The organism is Nocardia sp. NPDC057668 (assembly GCF_042799795.1).
Classification (GTDB): domain Bacteria; phylum Actinomycetota; class Actinomycetes; order Mycobacteriales; family Mycobacteriaceae; genus Nocardia.
The window spans coordinates 1-20,580 of the sequence record NZ_JBHVIC010000008.1; the positions used below are offsets into that span (position 1 = coordinate 1).

19 protein-coding genes are annotated in these 20,580 nt (G+C 70.6%); 6 read left to right on the top strand and 13 right to left on the bottom strand.

From position 1 onward, the window contains the following. Positions 1-455: 455 nt before the first annotated feature. Together tyrS and ACFVBH_RS36055 are read right to left on the bottom strand one after the other, a co-directional pair. A complete protein-coding gene (gene tyrS / locus ACFVBH_RS36050; RefSeq protein ID WP_354989475.1) occupies positions 456-1,736 on the bottom strand; it encodes a tyrosine--tRNA ligase in 1,281 nt (426 codons plus the stop codon). A gap of 164 nt (positions 1,737-1,900) precedes the next feature. After that, positions 1,901-2,569, bottom strand: a complete 669-nt coding sequence (locus tag ACFVBH_RS36055) for an FCD domain-containing protein (protein ID WP_354989470.1) — start codon at positions 2,567-2,569, stop codon at positions 1,901-1,903. A gap of 217 nt (positions 2,570-2,786) precedes the next feature. Between ACFVBH_RS36055 and ACFVBH_RS36060 the strand changes: the two genes are divergently transcribed. Then, complete coding sequence (locus ACFVBH_RS36060) at positions 2,787-4,184, top strand: 2-isopropylmalate synthase (protein ID WP_354989469.1); 1,398 nt, start codon at positions 2,787-2,789, stop codon at positions 4,182-4,184. On the opposite strand, the gene ACFVBH_RS36065 is transcribed toward ACFVBH_RS36060, so the two are convergent. The 4 genes from ACFVBH_RS36065 to ACFVBH_RS36080 form a co-directional block, all read right to left on the bottom strand. Beyond that, positions 4,129-4,716 carry a Clp protease N-terminal domain-containing protein gene (locus ACFVBH_RS36065; protein ID WP_354989468.1) on the bottom strand — a complete coding sequence of 196 codons (588 nt, stop codon included), beginning with the start codon at positions 4,714-4,716 and terminating at the stop codon, positions 4,129-4,131. The two genes, ACFVBH_RS36060 and ACFVBH_RS36065, sit on opposite strands and share 56 nt — an antisense overlap. A 294-nt stretch (positions 4,717-5,010) precedes the next feature. After that, a complete protein-coding gene (locus ACFVBH_RS36070) occupies positions 5,011-5,634 on the bottom strand; it encodes a DNA-3-methyladenine glycosylase (RefSeq protein WP_379008786.1) in 624 nt (207 codons plus the stop codon). A 228-nt stretch (positions 5,635-5,862) separates the two neighbouring features. Then, entirely contained in the window at positions 5,863-6,801 is a 939-nt protein-coding gene (locus ACFVBH_RS36075; RefSeq protein ID WP_354989466.1) for an RNA polymerase sigma-70 factor, read from the bottom strand. A gap of 81 nt (positions 6,802-6,882) precedes the next feature. Next, the gene (locus tag ACFVBH_RS36080; protein WP_379008788.1) at positions 6,883-8,067 is read right to left on the bottom strand and encodes an NAD(P)/FAD-dependent oxidoreductase; all 1,185 of its coding nucleotides are present in this window, start codon (positions 8,065-8,067) and stop codon (positions 6,883-6,885) included. Between the two features lie 177 nt (positions 8,068-8,244). Here ACFVBH_RS36080 and ACFVBH_RS36085 point away from each other — a divergent pair, with 177 nt between their 5' ends. Further along, a complete protein-coding gene (locus ACFVBH_RS36085; protein WP_354989464.1) occupies positions 8,245-8,970 on the top strand; it encodes a DsbA family oxidoreductase in 726 nt (241 codons plus the stop codon). A gap of 21 nt (positions 8,971-8,991) precedes the next feature. Here the strand turns inward: ACFVBH_RS36085 and ACFVBH_RS36090 are convergent, their stop codons facing one another. The 5 genes from ACFVBH_RS36090 to ACFVBH_RS36110 all read right to left on the bottom strand — a co-directional run bounded on the left by ACFVBH_RS36090 (position 8,992) and on the right by ACFVBH_RS36110 (position 12,982). Then, complete coding sequence (locus ACFVBH_RS36090) at positions 8,992-9,696, bottom strand: flavodoxin family protein (RefSeq protein ID WP_379008791.1); 705 nt, start codon at positions 9,694-9,696, stop codon at positions 8,992-8,994. Beyond that, the gene (locus ACFVBH_RS36095) at positions 9,693-10,121 is read right to left on the bottom strand and encodes a hypothetical protein (RefSeq protein WP_379008793.1); all 429 of its coding nucleotides are present in this window, start codon (positions 10,119-10,121) and stop codon (positions 9,693-9,695) included. Before ACFVBH_RS36095 ends, ACFVBH_RS36090 begins: the two co-directional genes overlap by 4 nt. Further along, positions 10,118-11,302: a molybdopterin-dependent oxidoreductase gene (locus tag ACFVBH_RS36100; protein ID WP_379009782.1), complete on the bottom strand. Its 1,185-nt coding sequence runs from the start codon at positions 11,300-11,302 to the stop codon at positions 10,118-10,120. The genes ACFVBH_RS36095 and ACFVBH_RS36100 overlap by 4 nt, the downstream gene beginning before the upstream one ends. An 89-nt stretch (positions 11,303-11,391) precedes the next feature. Continuing rightward, positions 11,392-12,144 carry a DUF2064 domain-containing protein gene (locus ACFVBH_RS36105; RefSeq protein WP_379008795.1) on the bottom strand — a complete coding sequence of 251 codons (753 nt, stop codon included), beginning with the start codon at positions 12,142-12,144 and terminating at the stop codon, positions 11,392-11,394. Between the two features lie 172 nt (positions 12,145-12,316). After that, positions 12,317-12,982: a glycosyltransferase family 2 protein gene (locus tag ACFVBH_RS36110; protein WP_354989460.1), complete on the bottom strand. Its 666-nt coding sequence runs from the start codon at positions 12,980-12,982 to the stop codon at positions 12,317-12,319. Between the two features lie 124 nt (positions 12,983-13,106). Between ACFVBH_RS36110 and ACFVBH_RS36115 the strand changes: the two genes are divergently transcribed. From ACFVBH_RS36115 to ACFVBH_RS36125, 3 genes are read left to right on the top strand one after another with little or no spacing between them, the layout of a single operon-like run. After that, positions 13,107-14,516, top strand: a complete 1,410-nt coding sequence (locus tag ACFVBH_RS36115) for a hypothetical protein (RefSeq protein WP_379008798.1) — start codon at positions 13,107-13,109, stop codon at positions 14,514-14,516. A gap of 5 nt (positions 14,517-14,521) precedes the next feature. Beyond that, positions 14,522-15,202, top strand: coding sequence for a response regulator transcription factor (locus ACFVBH_RS36120; RefSeq protein WP_379008800.1), 681 nt, complete (start codon positions 14,522-14,524; stop codon positions 15,200-15,202). Further along, a complete protein-coding gene (locus ACFVBH_RS36125) occupies positions 15,192-16,241 on the top strand; it encodes a HAMP domain-containing sensor histidine kinase (RefSeq protein WP_354989458.1) in 1,050 nt (349 codons plus the stop codon). The genes ACFVBH_RS36120 and ACFVBH_RS36125 overlap by 11 nt, the downstream gene beginning before the upstream one ends. 184 nt (positions 16,242-16,425) lie before the next feature. On the opposite strand, the gene ACFVBH_RS36130 is transcribed toward ACFVBH_RS36125, so the two are convergent. Both ACFVBH_RS36130 and ACFVBH_RS36135 read right to left on the bottom strand, forming a co-directional pair. Then, positions 16,426-17,481 (bottom strand): NAD-dependent epimerase/dehydratase family protein, encoded by a 1,056-nt coding sequence (locus ACFVBH_RS36130; protein WP_354989457.1) that lies wholly within the window; start codon positions 17,479-17,481, stop codon positions 16,426-16,428. A 168-nt stretch (positions 17,482-17,649) separates the two neighbouring features. Then, a complete protein-coding gene (locus ACFVBH_RS36135; protein ID WP_354989456.1) occupies positions 17,650-18,843 on the bottom strand; it encodes a low temperature requirement protein A in 1,194 nt (397 codons plus the stop codon). A gap of 163 nt (positions 18,844-19,006) precedes the next feature. Between ACFVBH_RS36135 and ACFVBH_RS36140 the strand changes: the two genes are divergently transcribed. Beyond that, positions 19,007-20,524, top strand: a complete 1,518-nt coding sequence (locus tag ACFVBH_RS36140; protein ID WP_379008803.1) for a multicopper oxidase family protein — start codon at positions 19,007-19,009, stop codon at positions 20,522-20,524. Positions 20,525-20,580: the final 56 nt, after the last annotated feature.

Sequence of the window (20,580 nt, forward strand, 5' to 3'; positions counted from 1 at the left end):
ATGTCCGACCCTCTCACACGGGGGTGTGGAAGATCGGAACCAATAAATTATTGGCACTGACATTCATCGACACACTATTGAGTTCTCAAAGAACAGGCGCACACAGAACTTCGCGGGCTCAATGTCCCGGATAGTCTCTGAGGCAACTTTTCCAGCCTAACGCCTGTCTCCCATCGAGTCAAACTCGGGGTTCCAGATCGTCTTGCCTGTCTGTCAGGCGCTCCTCGTACTACCTCGTTTCCGGATCCGCGTTTCCAGCCTCTGAGCTGGGCGTTCGGCACCCGGTCGGTGTCCGTGTCGCTCTGACCTGGAATAAGTTACGTGCCGGGAAACGGAACGTCAAATCGCCTGGTCACGCACCCATCAGCGCTGGTCGCGGGACCGCGTTCAGGGGCATTTCCCGACCCGGGCCACCCAATTGTGACCCAGGTCATGGAAATTCGGGTTCGAGCGGGTCAGCCTGCCCGGCGGGCGCCGGCGAAGTTCTTCTTGCCCCGGCGCAGCACCAGCCAGTGTTCGTGCAGGTAGTCGGCGTCGGACGGGGTCCACTCCAGGTCGGACACCTTCTGGTTGTTCACCGCGACACCGCCCTCGTTGACCGCGCGGCGGGCCGCGCCGCGGCTATCGGACAGACCGGTCGCCACCAGCAGGTCGACAATCGTTGACGCCGAAGTGGATTCGGCGACCTTGCCGTCGACCGCGGCCTCGGTGAGCGCGGCCGCCAGGGTGGATTCGTTCAGCTCGGCGAGTTCGCCACGGCCGAAGAGCGCCTGACTGGCCAGCTGCACCGAGCGGGTGTTCTCCTCCCCGTGCACCAGCGTGGTCATCTCCGCTGCCAGGCGGCGCTGGGCCTCGCGGGCGTGCGGGCGCTCGACGGTCGCCTGCTCCAGCTCGTCGAGTTCCTCCCGCGAGAGGAAGGTGAACCAGCGCAGGTAGCGGACCACGTCGGCGTCCGCGGTGTTCACGAAGTACTGGTACCAGGCGTAGGGACTGGTCATCTCCGGATCGAGCCAGAGGCTGCCGCCGCCGGTGGACTTGCCGAACTTCTTGCCGTCGGCCGAGGTCACCAGGGGAACGGTGAGGGCGTGCACGTGCTCGCCGTCGACGCGGCGGTTCAGTTCGACGCCGGCGATGATGTTGCCCCACTGGTCCGAGCCGCCGACCTGCAGCCGGCACGCGTGCTTGCGGCGCAGTTCCAGGTAGTCGTTGGCCTGCAGCAGCATGTAGCTGAACTCGGTGTAGGACATGCCGTCGCTCTCGAGGCGGCGCTTGACCGTGTCGCGGGCGAGCATGACGTTGATCGAGAAGTGCTTGCCGATGTCGCGCAGGAAGTTCACCGTGCTCATGGGCCCGGTCCAGTCCATGTTGTTCGCGATGATCGCGCCCGTGGGGGAATCGTCGATGTCGACGAACCGCTCGAGCTGCGAGCGAATGCGCCCGGCCCACTCGGCCACGGTGTCGGTGGAGTTCATGGTGCGCTCGCCCACGTCACGCGGGTCGCCGATGAGGCCGGTGGCCCCGCCGGCGAGCACGACCGGGCGATGTCCGGCGCGCTGGAAACGCTTGAGCGCCAGCAGCGGGACGAGGTGCCCGGCGTGCAGGCTGGCCGCGGTGGGATCGAATCCGGCGTAGAGGGTGAGCGGTCCCTCGGCCAGGTCCGCCCGCAGGGCGTCCAGGTCGGTGGACTGCGCGATCAAGCCGCGCCAAGTGAGTTCATCAATGATGTCGCCGGTCACCGTACCCATCTTTCCGCACGTCGGTAGCTCGCCGACGGACAGGTCGGCGGCGGGTCGGACCCGCGTGCGCATTGCCCGGTGGGCGGGCGGGTACACGGGGAATCCGCCGCCGATTGTGCGCGGTGGCGTGCCCGGGGTCGAGGCATTATTCGCCCGGGGCGCGGTTAGCCCTCGAATGCCGCTTTCAGCGCTGTCAGGTGCACGCGGCTCGCGGACGCGGCGGCCTCCGGCTTGTGCGCGCGGATCGCGTCGTAGAGGTGTTCGTGCGCGTGGTGATCCGCGCGCGGGTCGGCCATCGGCTTCAGGGTGAGCATGTCGATCATGGCGCGGCGCGAGCGCGGGACGAAGGCATTGAACATCTCGAGGAGCACGTCGTTGTGCGCGGCGGCGATGACCGTGCGGTGGAAGGCGGTGTCCGCGTCGACCAGGGCTTCGGTGGTGGCCGCCTCGGTGCGGGCGTTCAGGGCGCGCAGCATGGAGCGCAGGTCCGCGGGGGTGCGGCGCGTGGCGGCCAGGGCGGCGGCTTCGGCCTCGATGGCGATGCGGGCCTCGATGACCATGACGATGTCCGCGCGGCGCAGCACGGTGTCCCAGTCTTCGACGGGATCGAGTGAGGTGACGAAAACGCCCGCGCCCTGGCGGCTTTCGAGAACGCCGCGGCCGGAGAGTTCGCGAATGGCCTCGCGCAGCGTGGAGCGCCCGACGCCGAGTTGCGGCGCCAGGGTGGTCTCCCCGGGCAGCTTGTGCCCGAGTTCCCATTCCCCCGCGCGAATCCGGGCCAGCAGAACCTCGGCGGCCTGGGTGGCGAGCGGGTGTCGCTGGACCTGCGCCACAACTTCTCCACTTCTCTACTTGTCTGAGGAGTTATCGCCCTCTAGTCTAGGTCACATGGAACAGGGTGTGCTGCTTCTCCTTCGCTGCCGCAGCGGGGTCTGATCGACCGGCACCCCGCTCGCGGGTGCTGTGGCGTGCCGGTCCCTCATCGACGCGAAAGCGCACGGCACACTCGTGAACACTTCTCCGCACTGGAATCGACAGCAACCCTCCGCCATGCCCTCGCATCGGTATCGCGATGTGCACCAGCGGGTTTCGGTACCGCTGACCGATCGGCACTGGCCCGCCAACACCATCACCGCCGCCCCGCTGTGGGTGCCGGTCGACCTGCGCGACGGCAATCAGGCGCTGCCCGAACCCATGGACCCGGCGCGCAAGCGCGAGTTCTTCGAGCTGCTGGTAGGCATGGGCTACAAGGAGATCGAGGTCGGCTATCCCAGCGCCTCCCAGGCCGACTTCGACTTCGTCCGGCTCATCGGCGCCGAGCGCCTGGCCCCCGAGGATGTGTCCATCGTGGTCTTCACCCCCGCACGTCGCGATCTCATCGAGCGGACCGTGGAATCGGTGCGCGGGATCACCAACGACGTGGTGATCCACATGTACACCGCGACCGCGCCGGTCTGGCGCGAGGTGGTGCTCGGCTCCACGCGCGAGCAGGTCGCCGACCTCATCGTGGCCGGTGGCCGGGACATCCTGCGGCTGGCGGGCGAGATGCCGAACGTGCGGTTCCAGTTCTCCCCGGAAGTCTTCATGCTGACCGAGCCCGACTTCGTGCTCGATATCTGCGACCGCATGACCACGCTCTGGGATGCCACGCCGCAGCGGCCGGTGGTCCTGAACCTGCCGGCGACCGTGGAGGTGGCGACGCCGAACGTGTACGCCGACCAGATCGAGTACATGCACCGGAATCTGGCGCGCCGGGACAGCGTGATCCTGTCGGTGCACCCGCACAACGACCGTGGCACCGGGGTGGCCTGCGCCGAGCTGGCGGTACTGGCCGGGGCGCAGCGGGTGGAGGGTTGCGTGTTCGGCAACGGCGAGCGCACCGGCAACGTGGATCTGGCCACGCTGGCGCTGAATCTGCACGCGCAGGGCGTGAACCCGATGATCGACTTCTCCGATATCGACCGGGTGAAGCGCACGGTCGAGCACTGCACGGGCATCGACGTGCACGAACGGCATCCGTACGCGGGTGATCTGGTCTACACCGCGTTCTCCGGCACGCACCAGGACGCCATCAAGAAGGGGTTCGCCGAACATCGGGAGCGGGCCGCGCGCACCGGGCGGGACGAGCGCGACATCGCGTGGGCGGTGCCGTATCTGCCCATCGATCCGGCGGATGTGGGCCGCACCTACGACGCGGTGATCCGGGTGAATTCGCAGTCCGGCAAGGGCGGGATCGCCTATCTGCTCGAGTCCGAGTACGGGCTGAGTCTGCCGCGCGAACTGCAGATCGATTTCGCCCGGCACGTGCAGCGCCTGACCGACGAGTCCGGCGCCGAGGTGTCCGCGCGGACGCTGTGGGAGTTGTTCACCCAGGTTTACGGGGACGAGGTCGTCACCCGGTGGCGTCGGCCGGACCGGGCGGGCGCACCAGCTGTTCGAGCTCGCTGACCCGGCGTTCCAGCTCGAGCACGCGCTGTTCCAGTTCGCGACGGCCGGGACGGGGCGCGGCGATGGTCTCCCGCTCGAGGGATTCGAGGGACTCGAGCGGGCGACCGTGCAGTTCCCGGACCCGCACGCGCACGGTGTGGGCGTCCACGTCGAGCGCGGTCAGGATGCGGGCGGCCGTGCCGGCGGTCTCCCCGACCAGGCCGAGCAGCAGGTGCTCGCTGCCGATTTCCTTGTCGCCCAGCCCTTTCGCCTCGATGAGCGACAGTTCGAGGACGCGTTTGGCGCGCGCGGTGAAGGGCACGTGCCCGGCGGGCTGCTCGGCGCCGCGCCCGCGCAGTTCCTCGACCCGATCGCGCGTCATCTTCAGATCGACCCCGAGCAGGCCGAGAATGTGCGCGGCCCGGCCCTCACCCTCGTGCAGCAGGCCGAGCAGCAGGTGCTCGGTGCCGATGTAGTCGTGCTGGAGCAGCATGGCCTCCTCCTGCGACAGGATCACTATTCGGCGGGCGCGCTCGGAGAATCGGCTGAACATGAAACCCCCTCGTGGAGTACTGCATCCATTCCACGGTAGACCGCCGGGGAAATTCCGTTCCAGGTTCGGCGTTGTGCGGGCGGTCGCGGGCCCGGGGCGGACGCGGCCGCTCGCTGCGGCCGGACCGCTCCCCGCGACTCCCCGTTCGCCGGATTCCGGGCCGTGACCGGGATGCCGGCGCACCGGCCGGCGGTCGGGCCGTCGCGCATGCGGACTGTTGCGCTCCGGCGGGCGCGATCGTGTCCGGGCCCGGACACGGGTGGGCGCGACCGGTGCCGACGAACGTGTCGGGGACTAGGTGGATTCGCCGGGCCGCGGTGCGCGGGGACTGCGCCGGTAGGCCGAGACGGCCGGGGAGTCGCGCAACCAGAGTCGCCACGGCCGGTCGGCGGCCAGGCTCACCCCGACGCGCGGCCCCGTCCCGATCGCCGAGTCGTCGGTGATCGGGGCCGAGAGTTCCAGGCGGACGGGCGCTTTCGGGTCGAAGAGCCGGGTTCCGTAGTCCGGCAGGGTGATTCCGAGCGCGCTGCCCACATTGCCCGGGCCCCTGGCAAGGTCGGCATCCGTCCGCGCGGCCGGGCGGCGCGGGCGCACGTCGTCGTACCCCTCGATGATCTCCCCCGCGCGCACCAGGACCGCACTGGCGATCCCGTCCGGGCCGGTGGTGACGTTCACGCAGGTGTGCATGCCGTAGCTGAGGTAGACGTACAGCACCCCCGGCGGCCCGAACATGGCCGCGTTGCGAGCCGTACGACCCCGGCCCGAGTGCGCGGCCGGGTCGGGCCACGGCCCCGCCGGGTCACCGCCGTACGCCTCGACTTCGACGATGCGCATGACCACCGAACCGGCCGCAAGCGTGGCCCCGAGCAGGCGGCGCGCCGCCGCGAGTGGCTCGGTGGAGAGTTCTTCGGCGCTCACGATGTCCCATCCTGGCGGATCGCGCACACACCGCTGCGAGCGACCTGTGCGGACACTCCATCCGGTCCGCCCGGCGGGTGAACCCGCGGATGTTCGCCGCGAGCGGTCACCTCGCCGTGGATACCCTCGCCGGCCTCGGCGTGCACACCTCCGCCGAGCTCCCCGGTCCACCGATGACCCGCACCGGAAACACCGATGTCCGCTACCGGATCGACCACGGCGAGCGGGCTAGGCCGGGGTCTCTCCCGCCGGGCGCAGTCCGCCGAGCTTGTCCGGGTTCACCTGGAAGCGGAGGTGTTCGATGCGGCCGTCGACCAGGTCGAAGGTGAGTGCGCCCACGGTGTAGTCCCCGATCTTGCCGAGGATGCCGAGCTCGCCGTTGATGACGGCGGGTTCGAGGCGGATGCCGGCGCTAACCGGTTTGGCCATGACGCCCAGCATCCAGCGGGCCACGTGATCGGGGCCGTGCAGCGGGCGGCGGGCCGCGGTGACCTTGCCGCCGCCGTCGTTCCACAGCGTGATGTCGGGGGCGAGCAGTTCCATCAGCGCGTTGAGGTCCCCGCCCTGGCAGGCGGCCATGAATTTCGCGGTGACCTCGCGGCGGGCCGCGTCGTCGGCGTCGAACCGCGGGCGGCGGGACTGCACGTGGGAGCGGGCGCGGTGCGCGATCTGGCGCACGGTGGCCTCGGGGCGGTCCAGGAATCCGGCGATCTCGGCGTGCGAATACCCGAAGACCTCGCGCAGAACGAAGACCGCGCGTTCGACGGGGGTCAGGGTTTCCAGCACGACCAGCATGGCGGTCGAGACGGTCTCGGCCAATTCCGTCTCCTCGGCGGCGTCGGCGCTCGTGGTGAGCAGGGGTTCGGGCAGCCACGGCCCGACGTAGGTCTCGCGGGTGGCCCGGGCGGAGGTGAGGCGGTTCAGCGACAGGTTGGTGACCGTGCGAACCAGGTAGGACTTCGGAAACTCGATCGAATCCTGATCGACGCCATGCCATTTGAGCCAGGTGTCCTGCAGGACGTCCTCGGCGTCGGTGACGGTCCCGAGCATCTGGTACGCGGTGCCGAACAGCAGGCGGCGGTGCTCGACGAAGGGATCGATCACCGGGTCGCGACCCCCGGGGCGCGGGGACGGGGTGCCGGAATCAGCGCGGGTGCGGTCCTGCATGAGAAACATACCTACCGGTCCGAGGTTGCGGTGTCGAATGACGGCCGGATGCCGGGTCGGCATCCGGCCGCGGGGCGGGTGTCACGCGGTCTTCCGGGTGGCGCGGCCGCCCTTGGACAGCTGCACCTGCGCGGTCATCTTCCTACTGCGCTTGAACGCGGGCACGGGGCTGCTCGACACGCTCTCCTTGTAGAACACCGCCGCGCCGCCCTTCAGGTACCAGCGCTTCGGGGTGTCGTCGGCGTTGGTGAACTGCACGACCGCGTCCTTGCGACCCAGGCTCACCGGCTGGTGCACGTAGCCGAAGCGGAAGGGCCGCACGGGCTTTCCGCGGAGTTCGCGGGCGATGGCGTCGGCGGCGTACGCGGCGGTGGGCAGACCGGACTGGCAGGTGCCGTGGATCCGGCCCCAGGCCATGGTGACCGCGGCGGCGTCGCCGACAGCGCGGATCTCCGGGTGCGAGACCGAGCGCAGGGTGGGATCGGTGATGATGAGACCCTGTGCGTCGGTGGCGATTCCGGCCCGCGCGGCCAGCGTGGAGACGCGCACGCCGGTGGTCCACAGCGTCAGATCCGAGTCGAGGGTCTCGCCGGTGTCCAGGCCCACCGCCGCGGGCAGGACCTTGACGACCTTCACGCCGACCCGGCGCTCGACGCCGAGGCGATCGAGTGCGCGGTTCAGGTGCGCTCGCGCCCGGTCCCCCATCATCGCGCCGGGCTCGGCGGCGGCGACCAGCGTGACGGTGAGGTCCGGGTGCGCCTCGGCGATCTCGGCGGCCGCTTCGATGCCGGTGAGCCCGCCGCCGCAGACGGTGACGCGGCCGCGCGCGGCGGCGACCTCGGTGAGGCGTTCGGAGAACCGGCGGGCCAGGCGCGGATCGTTCAGGGTCCAGGCGTGTTCGGCCACGCCGGGGACGCGCGAGGTATCGGTGGCGCTGCCGAGCGCGTAGACGAGGGTGTCGTAGCGCAGGACGCCGGCGTCGTCGAGGGTGACGGTGCGGGCCACCGGATCGATGGCGGTGGCCGTGGCCTGCCGGAAGATCACCGGCGAGCCCGCCAGGATGTCCGGGATGCGGTGATCGGCAAGTTCCTGGCCGGCGGCGATCTGGTGCATGCGCAGCCGTTCGGTGAAGCGGGCCGACGGGTTCACCAGGGTGACCCGGGTATCGAGTTTCCGGGTGCGGCGCGCCACCCGGATGGCGGCCAGCATGCCGGTGTAGCCCGCGCCGAGGACGACGATGTCGTGGGTTGCGGTGGTGGCGTTCATGTTCGGCTCCAGGTGCCTCGTTCGATGGGTTCGGGCAGGAGACAGCCGGGCCGCCCCGAACGTGACAACCGGGTGATGTGAGCCCGGTCACCGTGGAATCTTCCCCGGGTCACGCCGGTTGGAAATATCGGCGGCCGGGGCCCCGGCCTGCGGAAACCTTCGTTCGAATGAGGTGTGATGGCTGTACAGGTCGAGATCTGGACCGATATCAACTGCCCGTTCTGCTACCTGGGCAAGGCGCGGTTCGAGGAGGCGCTCGGGGAGTTCGAGCATCGCGACGCGGTCGAGGTGGTGCACCGGTCGTTCGAGTTGGATCCGACCCTGCCGCACGATCACAGCGACGCCGTGGTGCCGCACATCGCCGAGAAGTACGGCATCAGCGAGGCCCAGGCGGCGGCCAACGAACGCGGCATCGGCGCGCAGGCCGAGGCCATGGGCCTGACCTATCGCATCGAGGGCCGCGACTTCGGCAACAGTTTCGACATGCACCGGCTGCTGCACTTCGCCCTCGAGCAGGGCCGGCAGGACGCGATGATCGACGCGCTGTACGCGGCCAATTTCGCCGAGGACGAGCCGCTGTTCGGCGATACCGAGCGTCTGGTGCGGGTCGCGACGGGCGCCGGCTTCGATGAGGCCGCCGTGCGCGCGGTACTCGCGGACCCGGACGCGTACGCCGCCGCGGTGCGCGCGGACGAGGCCGAAGCGGCCCGCCTGGGTGCGCGCGGGGTGCCGTTCTTCGTGCTCGATCGCAAATACGGCGTGTCGGGCGCGCAGCCCGCCGAGGTGTTCGCCCAGGCGCTGCGCGAGGCGTGGAGTGATCACGAGCCGGTGCTGCAGAGCGTCACCGGCGCCGACGGCGAGGTGTGCGGACCGGACGGATGCGCGCTGCCCGAACGGGACTGACGCGCGCCCGCCCGCACCGGTTCAGCGGTATTCGGGATTCTCGAAGTCGAAGCGGCAGCCCGCATCCCATTCGCTGCGCTGGTTGCCGTGCACCGGGAATCCGCCCGCCGATTTCAGCAGGCGGGCCAGGTGCATGAGGTTCCAGGTCATGAACGTGGTGTTGCGATTGGTGAAGTCGTTCTCGGGCCCGCCCGAGCCGGGGTCCAGGTAGGACGGGCCCGGACCCGCCTCGCCGATCCAGCCCGCGTCGGCCTGCGGCGGGATGCTGTAGCCGATGTGCTGGAGGCTGTACAGGATGTTCATGGCGCAGTGCTTGATTCCGTCCTCGTTGCCGGTGATCAAGGCGCCGCCGACGCGGCCGTAGTAGGCGTACTGCCCGGAGTCGTTGAGCACGCTGGAGTTGGCGTAGAGCCGTTCGATGACCCGCTTCATGACGGAACTGTTGTCGCCCAGCCAGATCGGGCCCGCCAGCACGAGGATGTCGGCGGCCATGACCCGCTCCTGGAGCGCGGGCCATTCGTCGCGTTCCCAGCCGTGCTCGGTCATGTCGGGCCAGACGCCCGTGGCGATGTCGTGGTCCACGGCGCGGATGTGCGAGACGGCGACGCCGTTCTTCTCCATGATGCGGGCGCTGACGTCGATCAGGCCCTCGGTGTTGCTGCGGTCCGGGGAGCGCTTGAGCGTGCAGTTGATGTACAGGGCACGCAGATCAGCGAAATCGGTCATGGTAGTTCACCTTTCACCTTCGATGTCCGCGACGGAGCGGATCCGCGCAGCACGAGCAGGACCGCCGACCAGATGACCGCGAGGGCGACGGCCAGGCCCAGGGGGTAGGCGCGGTCGAGGATCGTGGGGTTGTCCGCGATGGCGTGGGCGCGGCCCAGGACCGGCACCGCGATGAGCGCCAGCGTGACGGTGCACAGCGCGCCGCACGCGAGCGGGCCCCACGCCGAGGTGGGGAGCAGGCGGCGGCCCGCGAGGCCGAGGGCCGCGGCGGCCGGCGCGAAAACCGCGTCGTGCAGCAGGATTCCGCCCGCGAACCAGAGCGCGATGGATTTCAGGTCGGCGGGATTCATCCGCAGCAGCAGGGCGATCCCGTACCAGGCCAGGGCGACGCCGAGCAGGATCAGCAGGGCGCGAGCGAGTCTCATGCGAGCACCTCGATGCGGGAGAGCCATTTGGTTTGCAGGACGCCGGGGCGGTTGGGGGCGATGAGACGGCAGGGATAGCCGTGGTCCAGGACCAGGTCTTCGCCGTTGAGCCGCAACGCTACGAGGGTGTCGGGGGCGCGGACGTGCCGTGCGGGCAGGATCGAAGTCCGATAGATGCCACCGGTTTCCAGGGACTCGAAGCGGACGTCGCGATCGGGGTAGGGGCCGACGGTCGCGAGCAGGTCGCGCAGGCGCACGCCGGTCCAGCGGGCCGCCGCGCTCCAGCCCTCCACGCAGGCGATGGGGAGATCGGCGGTGACCTGGGGCAGGGCTTCGAGATCCGCGCGCGTGAATTCCCTTCGGTCACCGCCGATGTCGACGGTGAGCCGGTAGTCGGCGGCGCGGGCCCGGTCCGAGACGCCCGCGGCCGCCGCGGTGCGGTTCACCGGAACGCCCTGCGGGCCCTGACCGCTGCGGGGCGAGAGGATCGCCAGCCACCGCAGGTACGGAATGGTCTGCCCGGCGACGGAGAGCGCGGCGACGGCAGCGCCGATGCCCGCGGCCGTGAGTAGCGCCCGGCGCGCGATGGGTTGTCCGGCAGTCATTTTCGAGGGGCTCGCGGCCGAATGGGCGGGGGCGACCGAATGGGCGACCGCGGGCGCGGGCCGGTCGTCCTCCGGTCGAGCGAGAGCCGCGCGCACCACCGGCAGCTTCACCGCGAGGTGCACCAGCAGCGCACCGGCCGCGACGTAGGCCATGGCGTAGTGCGTCGTGGTGAAGAAGAACTTCCACGGGTAGAACTGCGCCGTATTGAACAGTCCCGTCACCAGTTGGAACAGGATCGCGCCGACCAGCAGCGCGATCGATCCGCGTTCGAGCAGACGCAGCGGGTTGCCGAGCAGCGGCCGCGCGAACAGCCGCGGATACACCGCCCACAGTTTCACCAGTACCAGCGGTATGGCCACCACACCCGATATGACGTGCGCGCCCTGCGTGACCCGGTACAGCGACACCGGATGCACGGGCCAGGCGAACCACCCGGGCGGGTGTTGAATCCAGTGACTGATCAGCCCGGTGCAGAAGCACACGGCCACCGCGACCCCGAGCGCGATCCCCACTCGCGCCGCCAAACCCGCACCCCGCGTGGGGGTTACCGCCGCGGCGAGCGGGGCCGGCAGCATCAGCCCGGCGGCGGCCGCGGGTGCGGCGGAATCCGAAGGCTCCCCGGCCCCCGCGGGATCCGGGGACCCGGGGTCCGGGAAGCCGGGCATCAGCGGCTTCCCGCCGGGGAAACCGTTATGGCACAGTCCGGTTCGAGGTCGAGGTCCGGGGTGATGCGCGGTGTGGACGGATCGGCCGGGGCCACGAGAGCCAGGGTCGCGGCGAAGCGGCCGCGGCACCGGGCGGCGACGGCGAGGGCATCGGCGTAGTGATCGACGTCGGTGAGCATCGGGAGGGCATGGACGTGGAACCCGTTGCGGCGCAAGGCAGCGCGGGTGAACTCGCCGGTCTGCGGGGTGGACATGGGGACGTCCACCAGGGCGCGGGCCGCCCGCGGATCGGTCACGCCCAGGGCCCACCAGCCGCCGTCGACGGCGGGGCCGAGGACCGAGTCGCCGGTCGCCAGCAGGCGTGCCAGGCACCCGTCGAGCAGGTCGGCGTCGATCTGCGGGGTGTCCATGCCGATCTGGAGGACCGGGGCCCCGTGCCGCGCGGCGTCGGCGTGCGCGTTGGCCAGTCGCTCTCCGAAGGTGTTGCCGCGCTGGGGAACCACGGTGAAGTCGCGCAGGGCCGCGGCGATGGTCTCCGCCTCCTCGGCCACCGCCAGTTCACCCGTCCAGGCCACCACCCGGTGCCGGGCCGAGCTGGCGCGGACCGCGGCGAGGGTATCCAGCAGCGCGCTCGCGGCCAGGCGGGCCGCGTCTCGCGGGCGCAGCGGCGGGGTGAGCCGGGTCTTGGCGAAGCCCGCGATCGGGGCCTTGGCGACCACCAGGACCGTCGCGGCAGTGTCCGGACGAGTCATCGCACACCCCCGGCGGGAACCATCCGCGACACGGCCGGGCGGGTACCGGTGCGATCCGCGATGTCGCGGGCCGCCGCGGTGGTACATCGGCAGGCATCGCCGCGCGGTGTCGCATGCGGCATCACCGAAGCGCGGTCGCGATCGACATCTGTTGCGGTGCACATATTTTGATTCATCGGACACTCCAGAAGTCGCGGATGGCGTTGATCGTCCCGCGTACCGAGCCGGAGACCTTGGAGACGCCGTGGGTGCGGGGGCGGTAGGTGACGTCGCGTTCGGTCAGCCGCCAGCCCGCGCGGGCGGCGGTGATCAGGAGTTCGAGGGGATAGCCCGAGCGCGGGTGCAGCGGGCCCAGGGCCAGCAGTCGCGAGCGGTGCACCACCCGCATCGCGGCGATGTCGTGGACGGCGAGGCCGTAGCGGCTGCGCAGGCGGGCGCTGACCAGACGGTTCCCGAGGCGGGCGTGCCAGGGCCAGGCCGCCGCGCCGACGGGGCGGCGGCGGCCGACCACCATGTCGACCTCGGGGGTGAGTTCGGCTACCAGAGCGGGCAATTCGGCCGGATCGAGGGAGCCGTCGCCGTCCAGCACCGCGACGACGGTGGTGCGAGCGGCGGACAGCCCGGCCTGCACGGCGCTGCCGTAGCCGAGGATGAGTTCGGTGACGACCCGAGCGCCGGCCAGTCTGGCGACGGCGGCGGTGGCATCGGTGGAGGCGTTGTCGACCACGATGACGTGGTAGCCCTTGGGGATTGCGGAAAGTACGCCAGGAAGTGCGCCTGCTTCGTCCCGGCACGGAATCACGACGGTGACTCCGGACAGCTCGATCGTTTCGGTCACCCGAAGACCGTAAGTCCCTGCGGCCCGGCAGGCCCCGAAGACAACGGTGACAAAAGTATGACGGGAGCTGGACCGACGCCCATTCGGCGGGTGCGCGGACCGGGTGTCGGCCTAGGGTGGGACCGTGCGGAATGCTGCTGTCCAAACCCGGGTGCGCGCCGATCACCGCCGTGCCGATCTCTACTGCGCGCTCGGTGGAGCGCTACTCGTCGCCACCGCTTTCCTGGTTCCGCGAATCCTCAGCGAACAGTGGCGGAACGATCTCTACGCCGGCGCGGCGCCGATCTTCGGATCCTGGCTGCCGCATATCGGCTGGGGCACCGGCCCGGCGATCGGGATCGCCGCGCTGGTCGTCGCCTACGGTCCGAACCTGGCGCGGCGGCTGCCCTGGCGGCGGGCGCTGCTGCTCACGTGGGTGACTTCGCTGGCGTGGGCGTTCGCGCTGGCCATGGTCGACGGCTGGCAGCGCGGTTTCGCCGGCCGGCTCACCACCCACGACGAATACCTGCACGAGGTCGGCGGAGTCACCGACATCGCGGCGATGCTGCGCGGATTCTCCGGCCGCATACTGGATTTCCAGCCCGACTCCTGGACCACCCATGTCTCGGGCCACCCGCCGGGCGCGCTGCTGAGCTTCGTGCTGCTCGACCGCGCCGGACTCGGCGGCGGCGCGTGGGCCGCGCTGCTCTGCATGAGCGTGGGATGCGCTGCGGCCGTGGCGGTTCCGGTCACGATTCGCACTCTGGGCGCGGACGCCGAGCAAAAAGCCCGAGCCGCACTGCCTTTCCTCGCTCTCGCCCCGGCCGCGATCTGGCTCGCCGTCTCGGCGGACGCGCTGTTCGCGGGGGTGACGGCCTGGGCCGTAGCGCTGTCGGCCATCGCCACCCGGCAGCGGCGCGGGTGGGTCGTCGCGGCGTGCGGGGCGGGCGCGCTGTTCGGATTCGCGCTGTTCCTCAGCTACGGCATGATTCTCATGGCGGTGCCCGCGGCGGCGGTGCTGCTCGCGCGCGGCCTGCGCCCCGCGCTCCCCGCTCTGGTGGCCGCGCTGCTGGTGGTGGCGCTGTTCAACGCCGCCGGATTCTGGTGGCTCGACGGCTATCACCTGGTGGTGCAACGGTATTACCAGGGCATAGCCAGCGACCGGCCGTACTCCTACTGGGTGTGGGCCAACCTCGCGGGGACGGTCTGCGCGATCGGCCTCGCACCGGTGGCCGCGGCGCACCGCGTGGTGCGCGGACTGCGCTTCGGCACTCTGCTGCGCGGGCCGGACACACCCGGATCGGCCGGGCGGCTCGTGCGGTGGCGGGACGCGGTCGATCCGGTGGCGCTGGTCGCCGGGGCCGGGTTCGCGGCGTTGCTGCTGGCGGATCTCAGCGGGCTCAGCAAGGCCGAGACGGAACGGATCTGGTTGCCGTTCGAGGTGTGGGCGCTGGCGGGAGCCGCGCTGTTGCCCGCGCGGGGCGTGCGGGGCTGGCTCGCGGTACAGGCGGGCGGGACACTGGTCCTGGCCCATGTCATTCTGACGAATTGGTGAATCGCATGCGCATACTCGTGGCCGACGACGACCCGATGGTCCGGGAAGTGGTGCGGCGCTACCTCGAACGCGACGGGCTGGAGGTGATCGAGACCGGGGACGGGCCCGCCACGGCGGCCGCGCTGGCGCGGGGTGAGATCGATCTGGCCGTGCTCGACGTCATGATGCCGCGGCCCGACGGGATCGACCTGTGCCGGGCGGTGCGCTCGGGTCCGCATCCGAACACGCCGATCATCCTGCTCACCGCGCTCGGCGAGGAGGACGATCGGGTCATCGGATTGCAGGCCGGGGCGGACGATTACGTGACCAAGCCGTTCAGCCCGCGCGAACTCGCGCTGCGGGTCGCCTCGGTGCTGCGCCGCTCACATCCCGTGCGCCGCCGGGACGAGCCGACCCTGCGCGGCGGCACGGTGGAGGTGCGGCAGTCCGCGCGGATCGCCACCGTGGCCGGCGCCCAGATCGACCTGACCGCACGCGAATTCGACCTGCTGGCCTTCCTGCTGGCCAATCAGCGCCGGGTGTTCAGCCGGGACGAACTGCTGGCCCAGGTGTGGGGCTGGAGCTTCGGGGATCTGTCGACGGTGACCGTGCACGTCAAGCGCTTGCGCGCCAAGCTCGGCGACGCCCACCGCATCGACACCGTGTGGGGCCGCGGCTACGCCTGGGACCGCGATCATGCCGACTGACACCACCGAGCTGATCGGCTACGCGCTCGCCGGATCGCTGCCCGTCGTGGTCCTGGGCGCACTGCTGTTGCGCTACACCCGCAATCGCGCCATGAAGACGAGTCTGGCCGTGCTGGTGCTGATTCCGACCCTGGCCACCCTCAGCGGCGTGGTCGCGGTGAGCGGGCTGATGTTCACCGCCGAGTTCGAGCGGATCGCCGTGGTGCTGAGCGTGGTCACGGCGGTCACCGTGCCCGCGGCGGTGCTGCTGGGCCGGGCGCAGGCGCGAACCACGGTGTGGGAACGCGAGATGCTGGACCAGGAGCGCGCGGCCGAGCAGTCCCGGCGCGAACTGGTGGCCTGGGTGAGTCATGATCTGCGCACGCCGCTGGCCGGTATTCGCGCCATGGGCGAGGCGCTGGCCGACGGCGTGGTCCGGCGCGAGGCGGACATCGAGCGCTACGCCAATCAAATTGTGCGCGACACCAATCGGCTCTCGGCCATGGTGGACGATCTGTTCGAGATGTCGAAGATCAACGCCGGGGCCCTGCGCCTGAGCCTGGAACCGGTGGATCTGCGCGAACTCATCGACGAGGTGCTCGCCGCCAACCAGCCCACCGCCCAGCGCGCCCACATCGTCCTGGCCGCGAGCCAGCCGCGCGATCGAATAGTGGTGTGCGCCAGCGATCACGCGCTGACCCGGGTGCTCACCAACCTGGTGGCCAACGCCATCGCGCACACCCCGCCCGGCGGGCGCATCGACCTGTCCAGCGGCAGCGCCGACGGCCACGCCTGGGCGCGGGTGGAGGACACCGGCCCGGGCATCACCGCCACCGATCTGCCGCGCATCTTCGAGGTGGCCTATCGCGGCAGCTCGGCCCGCTCCCCCGCCGCCGCCGGACTCGGCAGCAGCAGCGGAATGGGCCTGGCCATCGCCGCCGGGCTGGTGCAGGCCCACCACGGCGAAATCAGCGCCGAGAACCGGGAACTGGGCTGCCGGTTCCAGGTGCGGTTGCCGCTGCTGATGGAAGGACCGCCCGCGCCGGTACCCGCGCACTGAACCCGGGCCGTGTCCCGCCACGATGAAAGCTGGAGCGGGGCACGGGTACTCGACCACTCGGTGCGCACCGGATCGCGAACCGGACTGTCGGCGCGGTCCTCCCCGCGATCGATGCCCCCCGTTCGGCACTACGCCGCGCGACTCCCCGTCCCGACCGTGCCGGACGACGCGGGCGCGAACCCGGTCAGCGCCACTCGGGCGCGGACCCCGCCGACACCGCGCGCAGTGGCGCGGTGGCGAATTCGGTGAGCCCGGCCGCCGGGGTGACCTCGGCGGTGAAATCCAGTAGCGCCGTGGCCCGTTCCGGGGACGCGACGATGTGGCGGACGTCGCCGGAGCGGTAGTCGCCGGTGACCACCGGATCCTTGCCGCCGGCCGCCGTGGCCAGGATTCGGGCTACCTCCGCGATGGTGATCGGGTGGCCGGAGGAGACGTTCAGCGGCGTGAAGAGCTCGAGCGGGCGTTCCAGCGCGGCCACGTTCGCGGCGGCGATATCGCGGACGTGCACGAAATCCCGGGTCTGGCGGCCGTCTTCGAAGACGCGAATGGCCTCGCCCGCCGCGGCCATCGATCGGAAGATCGCGGCGACGCCGGAATACGGTGTGTCCCTGGGCATGTGGTCGCCGTACACGTTGTGATACCGCAGCGCGGTCACGGTCGAGCCGGTGGCCGCGGCCCAGGCGGCGGCGTAATGCTCCTGCGCCGCTTTGCTCGCCGCGTACAGGCTGCGCGGACGCAGTGGGGCGTCCTCGTCGATGGCCGCCCATTCCAGCGGTGCGCCGGAACGGCCGACGTGGTCGAACACGCCGCGGTCGAGGTCGGCGGCCGTGCGGGCGGCCGGGATGACATCGGTGTCGCCGTCGCGGTAGCGGCCCTCGCCGTACACCACCATCGAGGACGCCAGCACCAGGTGGCGGCATCGCTCGCCGGCCATGGCGGCCAGCAGCACCGCGGTGCCGAGGTCGTTGTGGGAGGCGTAGGCGGGCGCGTCGAAGGCGTTCACCCCCGCGCCGACGACCGCGGCCTGATGACAAACCGCGTCGATGCCGGGCAGCAGCGCGGCGAGCGCGTCCGGGTCGCGCACGTCGACCCGGCGCACACCCGCCGGCGTCGTGGCGTCCGGACCGTGTGCGGCCGCGAGCATGAGGTCCACCGCGACGACCTCGTGCCCCGCGCGCCGCAGCGCGTCGTGGATGTGCGATCCGATGAATCCGGCCGCGCCGGTCAGCAATACGCGCATGAGCACGCCTTCCCCACGATCGAGTCGCGGAGGTATTCGGGGCTGATCATGCGGTCGATACTGGCCCCGATCCCGCGCACGCACATCATCGCGGACGGCGTGGCGCGGAGACGTCAGGGATTGGTCACAGGGCACGTCCGCACGAGCAGCAACCGCGCCGCGCGGTGACTAGCCGCGCGGGCGGCGGACGGCGAAAGTCGGGCGGCTGACGTATTTGCCTTCCTCGCCGCCGCGCACGCTGATCACGTCGTCGGCGATCACGAAGGCGTAGGCGACCGCGACCAGGACCGCGAGCTGGCCCCACGCCACCCAGACCACGCCGATGGGCGCGGTGGCCAGCACGGCGGCCGCGCCGAGCAGGCGCAGCCCGGGGCGGGGCAGGCCCAGCACGCGGCGGAAACCGGCCTGGCCCAGGAAGAACACCGCGACCCCGCCCGACAGGGCCAGGGCCGCGGCCGTGCTCGCGGGTTCCCCGCCGTGCGCGATGCTCATGCTGATGCCGGCCGCGGTCAGGATGATGCCGACGAGCAGTACGTAGAAGCCGTAGTCGTAGGCCACCACGGCCGGGCGGGCGCGCTCGGCGGTGGGGCGGGCCTCGAGAGCGTGTTCGCCGCGTTCGTCGTCGAGCCCGAAGAACGCCCACCACAGCACGTAGGCCAGGGTCAGGCCCATCGCGACCATGGCGATCAACGCGGGCGTGATCTCCTCGCCCGCGAGCCCGGCGCCCATGGCCACCACCGACTCGCCCAGCGCCACGATGAGAACCAGTCCGTGCCGTTCGCAGAAGTGGGCGGTGCGCACCACGAAGCCGCCGGTGTCGACCAGGTAGGGCGTGAGGATCTGCATCGCGAACGCCAGGCCCCACAGCAGATAGCGGGGCCAGCCGTGAATGAACCCGCCGGCCAGCACCAGACCCGCCGACACCGCGTTCATCGGGCCGATCCGGCGGATGGCCAGGGCGGCGGACGCACCGCCCGCGCTCGCGAACAGCAGCGTGTGCACGGTGTTGACCAGCACGTACGCCAGGCCGAAGGCCAGGCCGGAGCCGGTGAAGGCGTCCGGAATCGCCAGGGCGAGAACGAAGAAGCCGAACATGCCGATCAGCAGCCAGGTGCGGCGGCTGGAATTGTCGGGGGCGACCTCGTTGGTGAGCCAGACGTAGCCGGCGTACATCCACCAGATCACCCCGAACATGAGCGCCACCTGCCCCAGCGCGGCCCAGCCGGGGTGGTGGGTGAAGGCGTGGGTCAACTGCGTCATGGTGAAGACGAACACGAGGTCGAAGAACAGTTCCAGGGTGGAGGCGCGGTGCTGCCCACCGGCTTCGGCGTCCTCGGCCGTATTCGGGATATCGCTGGTCACGTGAAGACTTTAGAGGTGGTCCGGGGTCCCAACCATCCCGGATGGTCCGTTTCACCCGGAATTCTCGCCCCCGTCACCCGGGACCGATCTCAGGGATCTCTGGGGGCCGAGATCGGGGTGCTGCCGGATGTGGGCGGGCGGGTCGAATTCCTACTGTCTGCACATGGCATTGCGGTGGTCGCGAACGCGGCGAATTCTCTTGGCCCTCACCGGTTTCCTGGTGGCGGCAGCGCTCGTGCTGGGGGCGGGCACGGTGTGGCTTTTCACGACCGCGGACGTGTCGACTTTGGGGCGGGTGCGGTTCGAGAACGAGCTGCGGATACCGCCGCTGGCGGACTCACGGGTGGAGGCGGACGGAACGCGGGTGTTCGAACTCGATATGCGCTCGGGGACAACCGAATTCCGGCCAGGTCAGGCGACGGAGACCTGGGGTTTCAACGGTTCGTACCTGGGCCCGACGCTGCGGGCCGAGCGGGGCGAGCGGGTGCGGGTCCAGGTGCGCAACAGCCTGGACGAAGCCTCGAGCGTGCACTGGCACGGCATGCACCTGCCCGCCGCGATGGACGGCGGGCCGCATCAGATGGTCGCGGCGGGCGCGAGCTGGGAGCCGCGGTGGCAGGTCGATCAGCCCGCGGCGACGCTCTGGTATCACCCGCATCCGCACGGGGCCACCGAGTCGCACGTGCGAAAAGGGCTGGCGGGCATGTTCATTCTCGATGACGACGCCGCGTCGGCCCTGCCGCTGCCGCACGACTACGGCGTGGACGATCTGCCGGTCATCGTGCAGGACGTGAAGTTCGACGGCGCGCGATTCGACACCGGGCGCGGCATGTTCGCCGACATCGGCGTGCTGGGTGACCGGATCCTGGTCAACGGCACGCTCGCGCCGTTCCGCGAGGTGGGTGACGAACTGGTGCGGCTGCGACTGCTGAACGCCTCCACCGCGCGGGTCTACACCTTCGGCTTCTCCGACGATCGCGCGTTCGACCTGATCGGCACGGACAACGGACTGCTCGAGCGCCCGGCCGCGCTGACCGGGCTGCGACTGTCCCCGGGCGAACGGGCCGAGGTGGTGGTGCGCGTGCGCGCCGGGGAGCGGGTGACCCTGCGGAGCACGAAAACCGATCTGGGACTGGACTTCTTCGGCACCCGATTCAGCGGCGGCGACGACGGTTTCGATGTGCTCGAGCTGCGCGCGGCCGCCACGTTGCGGCCGTCGCCCGCGCTGCCGGCCGCCCTGGTCGATCCTGAGCTGCCGCAGGAGTCGCGATCGGTGCTGCGGCGCGACTTCGACCTCACCTTCGCGCAGATCAACGGGCGCGCCATGGCCATGGATCGCATCGACGCCACGGTGACCCGGGGCAGCACCGAGACCTGGACCGTCACCAATTCCGATGGCATGCCGCACAACTTCCACGTGCACGACGTGCGCTTCGCGATCGCCCGGCTGAACGGGTCCGCGCCGCCGCCGGAACTGCGCGGGCCCAAGGACACGGTGTTCCTGGGACCCGGCGACAGCGTGGACCTGGTGCTGCGGTTCGACGGGCCCGCCGATCCGAGTGCGCCGTACATGTTCCACTGCCACCTGCTGTGGCACGAGGACCTCGGCATGATGGGTCAGTTCGTGGTCGTCGAGCCGGGTGGACACGCCGGGCAGATCGCCCCGCACGCAGGTCACTGACTCTTTTCTCGTCCGGCCCCGGTTCGTGTCAGCGCGACACACGCCGGGGTCTTGTG